The organism is Psychrobacter sp. TPE 89C (assembly GCF_055522395.1).
This window is the reverse complement of record NZ_JBVFXW010000074.1, coordinates 1-10,168: the sequence shown is the minus strand read 5'-3', so window position 1 is coordinate 10,168 and position 10,168 is coordinate 1. Positions and strand designations below refer to the sequence as shown.

General features: G+C 39.2%; 13 protein-coding genes. 8 read left to right on the top strand and 5 right to left on the bottom strand.

Annotated features, from left to right (window positions below; translation table 11 throughout):
* Positions 1 to 739 precede the first annotated feature (739 nt).
* The 4 genes from ACZW67_RS13725 (at position 740) to ACZW67_RS13710 (ending at position 3,226) form a co-directional block, all read left to right on the top strand.
* Positions 740 to 1,270, top strand: a complete 531-nt coding sequence (locus tag ACZW67_RS13725) for an SMI1/KNR4 family protein (protein ID WP_465183719.1) — start codon at positions 740 to 742, stop codon at positions 1,268 to 1,270.
* A gap of 124 nt (positions 1,271 to 1,394) precedes the next feature.
* Positions 1,395 to 1,838, top strand: coding sequence for a hypothetical protein (locus ACZW67_RS13720; RefSeq protein WP_465183718.1), 444 nt, complete (start codon positions 1,395 to 1,397; stop codon positions 1,836 to 1,838).
* A gap of 389 nt (positions 1,839 to 2,227) precedes the next feature.
* Complete coding sequence (locus tag ACZW67_RS13715; RefSeq protein ID WP_465183717.1) at positions 2,228 to 2,647, top strand: hypothetical protein; 420 nt, start codon at positions 2,228 to 2,230, stop codon at positions 2,645 to 2,647.
* A gap of 189 nt (positions 2,648 to 2,836) precedes the next feature.
* The gene (locus ACZW67_RS13710) at positions 2,837 to 3,226 is read left to right on the top strand and encodes a hypothetical protein (RefSeq protein WP_465183716.1); all 390 of its coding nucleotides are present in this window, start codon (positions 2,837 to 2,839) and stop codon (positions 3,224 to 3,226) included.
* 200 nt (positions 3,227 to 3,426) lie between these two features.
* Here ACZW67_RS13710 and ACZW67_RS13705 read toward each other — a convergent pair whose 3' ends face one another.
* From ACZW67_RS13705 to ACZW67_RS13695, 3 genes are all read right to left on the bottom strand, one after another.
* The gene (locus tag ACZW67_RS13705) at positions 3,427 to 3,990 is read right to left on the bottom strand and encodes a hypothetical protein (protein WP_465183715.1); all 564 of its coding nucleotides are present in this window, start codon (positions 3,988 to 3,990) and stop codon (positions 3,427 to 3,429) included.
* 3 nt (positions 3,991 to 3,993) lie between these two features.
* Positions 3,994 to 4,533: an MbeB family mobilization protein gene (locus tag ACZW67_RS13700; protein WP_465183714.1), complete on the bottom strand. Its 540-nt coding sequence runs from the start codon at positions 4,531 to 4,533 to the stop codon at positions 3,994 to 3,996.
* 701 nt (positions 4,534 to 5,234) lie between these two features.
* Positions 5,235 to 5,567 carry a plasmid mobilization protein gene (locus ACZW67_RS13695; RefSeq protein WP_465183713.1) on the bottom strand — a complete coding sequence of 111 codons (333 nt, stop codon included), beginning with the start codon at positions 5,565 to 5,567 and terminating at the stop codon, positions 5,235 to 5,237.
* 290 nt (positions 5,568 to 5,857) lie between these two features.
* Here ACZW67_RS13695 and ACZW67_RS13690 point away from each other — a divergent pair, with 290 nt between their 5' ends.
* From ACZW67_RS13690 to ACZW67_RS13675, 4 genes are all read left to right on the top strand, one after another.
* Positions 5,858 to 6,229, top strand: coding sequence for a TIR domain-containing protein (locus ACZW67_RS13690; RefSeq protein WP_075102659.1), 372 nt, complete (start codon positions 5,858 to 5,860; stop codon positions 6,227 to 6,229).
* 17 nt (positions 6,230 to 6,246) lie between these two features.
* Entirely contained in the window at positions 6,247 to 6,516 is a 270-nt protein-coding gene (locus ACZW67_RS13685) for a hypothetical protein (protein WP_465183712.1), read from the top strand.
* A gap of 67 nt (positions 6,517 to 6,583) precedes the next feature.
* A complete protein-coding gene (locus tag ACZW67_RS13680) occupies positions 6,584 to 7,582 on the top strand; it encodes a caspase family protein (RefSeq protein ID WP_465183711.1) in 999 nt (332 codons plus the stop codon).
* Positions 7,583 to 8,107 (top strand): toll/interleukin-1 receptor domain-containing protein, encoded by a 525-nt coding sequence (locus ACZW67_RS13675; RefSeq protein ID WP_465183710.1) that lies wholly within the window; start codon positions 7,583 to 7,585, stop codon positions 8,105 to 8,107.
* A 61-nt stretch (positions 8,108 to 8,168) separates the two neighbouring features.
* On the opposite strand, the gene ACZW67_RS13670 is transcribed toward ACZW67_RS13675, so the two are convergent.
* A complete protein-coding gene (locus ACZW67_RS13670) occupies positions 8,169 to 9,050 on the bottom strand; it encodes a replication initiation protein (RefSeq protein ID WP_465183709.1) in 882 nt (293 codons plus the stop codon).
* 212 nt (positions 9,051 to 9,262) lie between these two features.
* The coding region (locus ACZW67_RS13665; RefSeq protein ID WP_465183708.1) for an SEL1-like repeat protein at positions 9,263 to 10,168 on the bottom strand (906 nt) is incomplete at its 5' end.

The following is a 10,168-nucleotide window of genomic DNA, read 5'->3' as shown; positions in this document are numbered from 1 at the left end:
TGCGTTATTGACAGTATAGCAGGTCTATTTCAGAGCACGTGATCCGGTGCTTTTCCACCCCTAAATCCATTTACCATAATCTACCTTTATGCGAATAATGGACGATTTTTTGGGTTCTCTACCGCCCATTTTAAATAATAAGAAGGTAGTAAATTGGCATTATTATGGAATATTTTCAGTTCCTTATACAGATATTGAATGTGTTCAAATAAACGATGTGATGGTAAATACCTGCTAACCTAACTTAGATAATGATAGTATTTAAATTAGCTCTTAGGTTATTACATGCCCTTTCGTAATCTTCTCTCTTTATAAAGTCTTCTGTAATACTAAACATCATATCTTCCGTCTCAAATATAATTCTTTTAGCTTCGTCTAGAAATATAATGTTAGTTATATTATGGGTATTTATTAGCCTACTACCTGTATCTATGAATTGAGACATAGGCTTCATCCTTATTTTAATGTTAAAAACTTATCTCTAAATAATACCTCTGACGAGCTAACTAAGTGCTTTCACTGGTTCGGTTCCCTAGTTAGGACTTGAACACTAGGCTGTAGGATGATGGTATCAACAGTTTGAGTTATTGAAATAATTCCAGTGTACTTGTGAGTGTACATATGGCTGATATTTCGAGGAAAATAACAGAGATACACCTGATATTGATTGTGTTTCCTATTTCTTAAGATTTTGATAATGTAAGATGTGGAAGGTCAACTTAAATCAAGGCATCAATTCATGGAAATAAAGTATCAAAAAGCTAACCCTTATGGAGAGCTTAGCATCAAGACATTAGAAGATTTTGAACAAATAATACAGTATCGTTTACCAGAGGATTATCGCAAATACCTCCTTGATTTTAATGGCGCAGAGCCTATTAATACTGTTTGCAGTATATCAGATGCTGAAGGCGAAACGAGAATACACAGTATGCTAGGTATACATGACGGTCCTGAATACTGTAGATTAGAATCGAACTTTGGTGATGATAACAGCACAAGAAAGACAGGGTTACTTACATTTTCTGATGACACATTTGGAAATTATTTTTGTATTTACTTGCTACCCAAACATTATGGTGGAGTGTACTTTTATGATCATGAGTCCTCTTACGCTGATGATATTGATACCCTCATTAGAATAGCTGATAGTTTTGATTGTTTTATTGAGTCCTTAACTTCTGAAGAAGAGTATGAAAACAGCTTAGCGGATACTGATCCAGAGTTTTATGCGAGATTACAGCATGCTAGGAACAATCCTCAAATATAGTTTAGTAGGGTGTATAAAGGTCGATTTTTGATGGTCGCATTCATTTCTACTAATCCATGATCGGTGCGCTATACAGGCATCGAGCTGTTGACCTTACAATCAAAGCCAAATGGGTGAAAAAATAATGTCTATCATAGAAAAAAAACTGACCCAAGCAGAGATTTTTTGCCAAAATTATGAGCCAGAACTTGCTATAAGTATCTTAAATGAAGTAATTACTGATAGTAATTCAACAGATAGTGAAATAGCGGAGGCTTTAACTTTAAAAGGAATAACGGTAGATCTTGCCCCATATCTTGCAGAAGATCAACAAAACTACTCTGCATTAATTTATTTCCAAAAGGCTTTAGAACATGACCCTCACAATATCTATATCTTATTCAATATACTGAGTTCATTTTCTTGTATAGATATGATGCAAGAATATACTCAAAAGAATAAAGGCGCTTTTATAAACGCTTATGACGTCTTAAAAAATGACTTATATGATACTTTAAACGAAAAATTGAAGAATGATTTGCGTAAATTTTCTTCTAAATATAATAAATTTCGAGAGGAAGAATTTTAGGGTATACCCCAAGGGAACCAGTTATTTCACCCTTCAAACCTATTAACAGACCACTTAAAACAGACTGGTATAATAGAACCATTTATAACGAACTTGTCGCGAAAGTAGAAGTTTACTTCCTATACTAGAACCCAAACTGTCGTCTGTGGATTAAGTGTTTTCAGTATAATCAATCATGAACGCTAGAATTATACCCAAGCCACCCTTGAGGATAATTATTTTCTAAGTTTCTGTTTTTGAAATGGTTTATATATTATCGACTTTTTTCGGTGTCCAAACGGTGTCCAAAAAAGGGATAATTCGAGGGTTTTCTCTAGCGATTCGAAGCTAACAACCAAAAAATAGTTTATAGTTTATAGTTTACAGAAAATTCTTGAGAGAGGTTGGTGATGGGTGAATGGTCAGAGTATTTTGAAGATTTTCCAGAAGAGAACCCTGCGAATTGGCATAGTCCCGCAGATGACGCTGAAAAACGTATGGGTAAGTATTCAGAGTTTTTCCCTAATTGGCGTGAAGGTCAATTGACAAAAGCAGAGCGCACAGAAGTTAAGGCGAAAATAGATTTACGTAATGCTGCAGCCGTTAAGGAAGCAAAAGATAGAGCTGATTTCATAAGAGAGGCAAAGACTTATCCCTTAATGCTTACAGAGGAATGCCCTCAGTGCTATTCAAGAGAAATGAATATATATAAAATTAATGATTCAGGTTACTTTTGTCACTGCCAATATTGTGATGTGTCTGCTAGCACAAGGGACTATAAACAGTTTCTAGAGAGTCTTGGCGAAGCTATTTGGAAACAACCAGAATAACGCTTTTAGCCGATAGTTCGACTTCTCCATGAACCGCCAAACTGTCGGCTATATACCTTTTTTACATTGCTTATTATTTTTTTCTCAATACCAACAATAACTATAAATCTCTAAGATACCTATACTTAGCTATTTTGATTGCACAAATGCCGAATTAAAGTAATAATCCAATATTTTTTGGAATATTTTATGGCTACTTTCTTTTTTTGGGTTATCGTACTTTTAGTCGTTCCTGGTGTTTTATTAGTATATTTCAAAAATATGCAGGGTAAATCTATGAAAAAAAGGTTAGAAGATTTTATGGCTGAGAACAATTTTGTGCCTGAATATCTTCATCCTTATAACCTTGCCCTAGATAGCAAAACTAGACGAGTTATTTTTGCTATAGGCAAGCATGAATATGCTATCTATGATTTAAATGCGATTAAATATCTCCAAAAGGATGATAGAAAAGGTGTTGCAGCACCTATTATGCAAATTATCTTTACGGTTAATGATTTAGACCGACCTCGTATATTTATACCTTTTACAAACTTTGCAGAAAGAAATGTATGGTACGACAGAATGCTAGTAGTTTAGACAACACAAAGTAAAACCTAATAAGTACAAAAGATTATTTTGACAAGGTTGTAGTTCAATACGCTGTAGAGGCATCGAACTATATCCTCAGTGTTTACGGTATTATTCCTGCCTCGGCTAGCGCCCCATACTCGGAGATCGTGACCTTGTGGGCGCTCTAGTACGTTCAAGTTCTTGCTCTTTGGCTTTTATTGCTTCTCTCACTTGTCCAGCAATCTGTTTAATTCCTTCAATTCCGCCTGTATTTCTGTCTGTGAGCCGGTTATTTTCGTTTGTGACTGCTCTATTTTGATCTGTGCGTTCACTAATTCGCTCAATCCGTCCTCTAACTTCACTGTATCGCTCTCTAATTGCGTCGTATCGCTCTTTAGATAATCGGGCGGTGTTATCGTACTCTGATACGTCTTCAACTGTTCTACGAGCTGCATTTGTACGTTCCCTAACGCCAATAACTCGCTTATCAACGTTGATTGCATTGTTACGTGATTTTTCCGATGCTCTATCCAACGATTGAACACGTTCGTTTGTTCTATCATTGAAGTTTGCAACTCCTTGAACAACGTCGGCAAGCGTTCCAACTCTTGCGTCTTCGTTTTTGCCAATTTGTTCAATGAGGCGGTCAATTCCGCTATATCTTGGTCTTTCTTGCGTAGCTGCTGCTGGGTGTATCGCTGTTGGTCGTCTAGCATCTGTTCTTGGCGTTTGATCGTGTCCTGTTGTGCTTGTAGGGCTTGCTGCACTTGCTCTAGTAGTCTCTTGTCCATAACTTACCTCTGACTGTAGTCGATGGGCTGCTGTGTCTGCGGTTGTTGAATAATGTAGATCGGTTTTGAGAATTTGTTGACCAATGCTGCCCCTATCATCATGCCTGATATCAATACTGTGATTGCGACGCAGCTGGTTACTATCGCCCATTTTTTCATTTCTGATTTGATGACCTGCGCTATCCGGTCTTCTCGTTGCTCTATCAGTTCTGCTATGTGCTGTGTATAGGCTTCTATCGTCTTCTCTATGTCTTCTGCGAACTGCTCTAAATGCTGGGTAGTATGGGCTTGGACGTTGCTCATATAAGTTTCTAGGGCTGTAGACATATCGGTTTGATGCTTGGCTAACGTTTTTAGCAACTGCTCGTTGCTCGTATCTAGGTTTGTCATGCCTTGCTTGATGATAGTCTCGCTTTCTTTCAATTTCGCTGTCATAAAGCTGTTGAGCTGCGTCGTAGCGTTCTCTACTTCTTGCTCGATAGTCTTCGCTTGCTGCTGTGACTTCGCTTTGAAATTCTCTGCTAAATTTAAAGCCTCGCTCATATAGTCCACCTGTTAGCCTGATATTTCGTTTTGCTTTGGGATCTGGATTTTTGATACTGATTGCTTTGTCTGTCTCTCGTGCAATCTCAAAGCCACCATCCGTTAATACTTGAATAACGTCGTCACGATTGCTGATAACACCCTCAGCCACTAATGCTTTTATACCGTCAGTAATAGCTTGTCTTGCGTCTTTAATATCTCTTGGTAAGTTGTCACGCTGCGCCATTAATCGCTTTTTGGCGGGGTCATTGGGATCGGTAAAACCATGCTCGATGTTTTGCATGTCTTTCCATGCGTTGACTCTGCGCTTATCCACGCTGTGGACGTAGGGCTGAAATGCTCTGCCGTGTTCTAAGTCTACATTAGCAAAAACAAAGTTCAGCTCTAACCTGCCTTTGTCTCGATGCTCAATCCACGAAACGCTTACTCTATCAACGTCTAGCCCTGCTCGAATAGTCTGCTCAAAGCCGTCCATCAAGGCGTTCTTTTGTTCTGTGGTGACTTCATCGGCTGTCTCGGTAAACGATAAGCAACCACTGGTATATTTTTGCTTAAAGTCTAGGCTATCAATGAGCAAGGCTTGGTTTTCTATGTCGCCCCTCAATACCTCGGCATCAACACGTTTACCGTCTGGCTGCTCTTTATCTTTGAGCAAGTAGTCAAACACGCCTTTGCTGCCACCAGTGCCACGTGTGAAGAATTTAACGATCATCAGGCATACTCGATGCTAGTACTTTATCTAGCGTAGTTTGCAAGTTGAGTAAGGCCATCAATACGGCGTTACCAACTTCTTGCCCTGTGTTGGTCTGCTTGGCGATTTGATTGATGTTGATGCCAATGCGATTAATGGCTCGCACCAATTCGGGATCGGCACTGTGTACGATTTTTTTGTGCTTAGGTTCAGGCGCGGCGACCGGCTGATCGAGTACCAATCCGCGAACGTAGTTAGACATATCATGCTGACCTGCACGCTTTTTAATGTCCAATATTTCAGTGTCAGAGACTCGTATTTTTAGCCACTTTGTCCTTGCCATTTTAGCCTCGCTTTAGCGGTTGTTTTTTACCCCTCACGGCTTTTTGTGAGGGGTTGGGGTTAAGGGGTTTCCCCTTACCAGTATGCCTTGGGTCAATAGTAACGTAGTGGATATTGTACCCACGGTATATGCTGGCTTATTTATTAGACTGTAATTAAAATATTTGAATGGGAGACTAAAACAGAATTATCTTTTACACGCACTTTCAATTAACTTTCAAGTACCCATATAAGCATAAAAATAAACATTAAACGAGTATTTTTTAACTCGATATACTTTGAGGACTTAATATGGCTACTCCTAAAATCCTATTCATAGCATTTGCTATTGAAGACCAAAACCAAAGATCTCTTTTGAAAGGGCAATCTCTTCACGTGCGATCACCTTTCACGTATACAGATATGTCTGTTAAACAAGCTTACGATTCAGATTGGAAGGAAAAGGTTCGTACAAGGATAAAAAGATCTAACGGAGTAATTGTACTTGTTAGTAAAAACTCTTTGGATTCTAGCGGACAAAAATGGGAAATTCAGTGTGCTAAAGAAGAAAGAAAGCCCATTCTCGGAATCTGGGCTTATTCGTCTGATAGAACGAATATTTCAGGCGTAAACACAAAAGTATGGAATGATTTAAATATCAGTTCATTTATCGATTCAATTTAGCAATTGAGGGTAGACATATGAGCTTAGATAATTATTCAAATAAAACACAAGAACTGATTGAGAAACTAGCAGCGATAGAGCACGAGCGCTGGGCACACTGGCAAAGCTATTTACATTCAAAATGTAAAAAAAATAGCGATGGCAGTCTAACTATACCAAAAGAACTAGTCGATAAATGGGATAAGCAGATAGCAACTAGCTATTATAAATTAACTAAAAAAGAGCAAGATAGTGATCGAGAGCAGGTGATGAAGTACTTGGATTACATTATAGAATTTAAAAAATAATGATAAATTTAATCTCAAGTTTAAAAAAAAATTGAATAATTTGTTTAACAATAGGGGGAAGAAACTCGTGAGAAAAGCTTTAATAATTGGTGTCAATGACTACGATAATATTAGTTCATTAAACTGGTGCGAGAATGATGCCGTAGGTATGGAACAAGCTCTGGAGCGTAATGCAGATGGTAATCCCAATTTCTCAGTCCAATTGTTAACAACTAACAATCCGATGGGTGTAAGAGGTATACAAACTAAGCAGAAAATTCGAGAGCTTTTTCAAGGAGACGCTGACGTAGCATTATTTTATTTTGCAGGTCATGGCTCATTTAATGAAGATATGAGTGAAGGGATTCTTTGTCTACAAGATTATCATCATCATGATGATAATGGCTTTATACGCATATCTGATATTCTGAAATACGCCAATGATTCTAAAATTAAAAATAAAATAATCATCTTGGACTCATGCAACTCAGGGGCTGCAGGTGAAGATAGAAATGCAAAAGAAAATACAAGCACTATTGGAGATGGAGTGACGATCCTTACAGCTTGTACGAAAAATGAATACGCTAATGAAAGTCTAATGGATCAGCATGGCCTATTTACAGGCTTACTTTTAGAAGGCTTGACTGGCGGAGCTTCTAATATTCTAGGCCAAGTCACACCCGGTAGTTTATATAGCTTTATTGATAATGCTCTAAATGTATGGGAACAACGACCTGTATTCAAAACTAACGTCTCAAAATTTATTAGTTTGAGACAAAACAATCCACTAGTAGATCCTAGTATCTTAAGAAAATTACCTCAGTGGTTTGAATCTCCAGGTGCAATATTCCATTTAGATCCTTCATTTGAACCTGACAGAAAGAGTGTGGCTGACGAGTTAAAGCACCTACCCGTAGACAGTAACAACTCAGCGATCTTTAAAGATCTACAGAAATGTAATCGCCATGGTTTAGTAATACCTCATGAAGCAGAGCATATGTTTTTTGCAGCCATGGAGTCTACTGGATGTAAACTAACAGCCCTTGGCGAGTACTACCGAAAAATATGTATTAAGGGGCAGATTTAGATGCCGGTTTTCATAAGTTATAGGCACACGGATAGAAATACAGCTTTCGCTATAGCCAGAAAATTATCAGCTAATAACATTAGTTACTACTTGGATATAATCGATGAAGAATCCAAAAGTACCGATGATATAACAGATGTCATAACCAAGAACATCAAAAAAAGTACACATTTGATAGCTGTAATTTCTAGTAATACTGTAGGATCCTGGTGGGTACCTTTTGAGATTGGAGAAGCTACAATAGCAAATCGAAGGATATGCTCATATGCTATTAGAGTGGATTCACCAAACCTTAGTCTCATGTCATACAGGCAAATAACTAAGCTCTTACCTGAGTACTTGCAGAAATGGCCAGTACTAGTATCTAGCATAGACCTAGAAGAATTTATTAACCAGTACAGAGCAGACAACATCACCTTTGGAATTGGAGAATCAAGGAATAAACAATTTGATAGTCTAAGTGATAACGAGCTTACAAAAACTGGGGCCGATAACTTCCACCGCAACCTCAAGAGACAACTGTAGAAAGAGAGCCTAAGCGGCCATCCGTCGCGAGGGCTGTTATCTGACTTAGGCTTATCCACTGTCAAATTTTGTTTGCTCTTTTGCGTCTGTAATAGGTGCTTTCCGATATACCTAATTCTTCCCAAGGCTTCGTGGACTGCTCTGACGTAGCTACAGGCTTACGCTTAGAGGCTTTACCACCTTTGCTGCCTTTGAGTGCTTGGCGATAGATAAACTCATTGTAGTGATATCCATCACGCTTCCAACAAAATTTAGCGATGCTTTTGGCAGTAGCTTTGATTTCTGAGTACGGTAATGGCTCTGAAAACATCATATTTACGTTTTGAACATGTTTAAGCACTGCGTTATACCATTGCTCCCAAGTCTTACCCCGATGCTCTCTAATCGCAGAATACGCCCAATGGCGAACGGTATCGAACAGGGTACAGTTCCTACCAAGTCCGTATTCTTTTTCTTTGTTAGTTAATGGTCTAAGGTCGACAAACTCTGCAAGATAATTCAGCTCGTAGGCTTCTTTTGTCCATACTTCGGTACGCCAATGATCGTGCATCGGGTTCTTGGTGATGAAGTTGGTATAGCCGGTATCTGCTCTTGTCTCTCTGACAAGTCCTGCTTGTATCTTAGCGAGATAATCTAGGGCTTTACGACTGCCATGCTCACTAGTGCAAACAGGTGTTTTTAGCTCATATACGATATGAGCATGCCCATTTGAGGGGTTTTGGCTTGTCCACCGTGGCGGTGGTAGGTGTTCTTCTGCCCAACGCATTGCGCCATGCTTGTGGTCAATGTCTAAGCAGATAAAGTGGGTCATGCAAGGGGGGTTATGCTGAATATATCGCATTTTGACGGCTTTTTGCTTTGGACGAATGACAAGAATGCCCAAATCATCGGTGCAATAAGGCTTATGAGGGAGGTTTTCGTATATTTCAGGTAGTATTAACATCACGCACACTTGTGTTGGTGCGCCCGCTGATATAAAATGTCCGTATCGAAAAATGGGTTTTATATCTGCTGACACAGATTAAAATTCATCTGACCCCTAGCGATTGCCGTCGCTGGGGGTTAGTCGTTTCTAGCACTTGAGTTTACGCTCTCACTCTTGTTTCGTCAATTAGCAACTTACTCGCAAAGCCTTGCCATTTGAGACTCAGCACTCTATCTTTGATTTAACATTCGATAACTATCACATCCATCTTGATCGCCATTATCACAAGATTTTCCAAACCACTCTTTTGCAGTTTCATAATCCTGACGTACTCCTTCGCCTAGGTAGTACATCGCTCCAAGGAAAATCTGAGCATCCGAACTACCTTGGTTAGCAGCTTTTTCATACCACTCAGCCGCCTTAGTATAATCCTGACGTACCCCTTCGCCTTTATAGTACATCGCTCCAAGGAAAATCTGAGCATCCGAATTACCTTGGTTAGCAGCTTTTTCATACCACTCAGCCGCTTTCGCATAATCCTGACGCACGCCTTCACCTTCATAGTACATCACTCCAAGATTGTATTGAGCATCAACATTCCCTTGATTCGCCGCTTTTTCATACCATTCAGCCGCTTTCGCATAATCTTGACGCACACCTTTGCCAAAGTAGTAACTATTACCAATACTGGATTGAGCATCAACATTTCCTTGATTCGCCGCTTTTTCATACCACTCAGCCGCTTTCGCATAATCTTGACGCACACCTTTGCCAAAGTAGTACATCGATCCAATAAATACTTGAGCACTAGCATGTCCTTGGTTAGCTGATTTTTCAAGCCATTGAGCTGCCTTTGCGTAATCCTGACGTACTCCTTCGCCCTTGCCATATATTATTCCAAGGTTGAATTGCGCACTAGCATGTCCTTGGTTAGCTGATTTTTCAAGCCATTGAGCTGCCTTTGCGTAATCCTGACGTATCCCTTCGCCGTTGTAATACATCATTCCAAGATTGAATTGCGCACTAGCATGTCCTTGATTGGCCTCTCGTTGAACTTGATTAAAATCAGCAGCCATCGCTGAAACAGAAAGCATCGCAGCGACTAAAAGAAGGATTACTTTGTTAATCAATGAGGT

Bases quoted from the DNA above. Each gene is read 5' to 3' on its own strand.
- ACZW67_RS13725 (WP_465183719.1), top strand. From the start codon at position 740: ATGGAAATAAAGTATCAAAAAGCTAACCCTTATGGAGAGCTTAGCATC.
- ACZW67_RS13675 (WP_465183710.1), top strand. From the start codon at position 7,583: ATGCCGGTTTTCATAAGTTATAGGCACACGGATAGAAATACAGCTTTC.
- ACZW67_RS13720 (WP_465183718.1), top strand. From the start codon at position 1,395: ATGTCTATCATAGAAAAAAAACTGACCCAAGCAGAGATTTTTTGCCAA.
- ACZW67_RS13670 (WP_465183709.1), bottom strand. From the start codon at position 9,050: ATGTTAATACTACCTGAAATATACGAAAACCTCCCTCATAAGCCTTAT.
- ACZW67_RS13700 (WP_465183714.1), bottom strand. From the start codon at position 4,533: ATGAGCGAGGCTTTAAATTTAGCAGAGAATTTCAAAGCGAAGTCACAG.
- ACZW67_RS13695 (WP_465183713.1), bottom strand. From the start codon at position 5,567: ATGGCAAGGACAAAGTGGCTAAAAATACGAGTCTCTGACACTGAAATA.
- ACZW67_RS13705 (WP_465183715.1), bottom strand. From the start codon at position 3,990: ATGGACAAGAGACTACTAGAGCAAGTGCAGCAAGCCCTACAAGCACAA.
- ACZW67_RS13710 (WP_465183716.1), top strand. From the start codon at position 2,837: ATGGCTACTTTCTTTTTTTGGGTTATCGTACTTTTAGTCGTTCCTGGT.
- ACZW67_RS13715 (WP_465183717.1), top strand. From the start codon at position 2,228: ATGGGTGAATGGTCAGAGTATTTTGAAGATTTTCCAGAAGAGAACCCT.
- ACZW67_RS13690 (WP_075102659.1), top strand. From the start codon at position 5,858: ATGGCTACTCCTAAAATCCTATTCATAGCATTTGCTATTGAAGACCAA.
- ACZW67_RS13685 (WP_465183712.1), top strand. From the start codon at position 6,247: ATGAGCTTAGATAATTATTCAAATAAAACACAAGAACTGATTGAGAAA.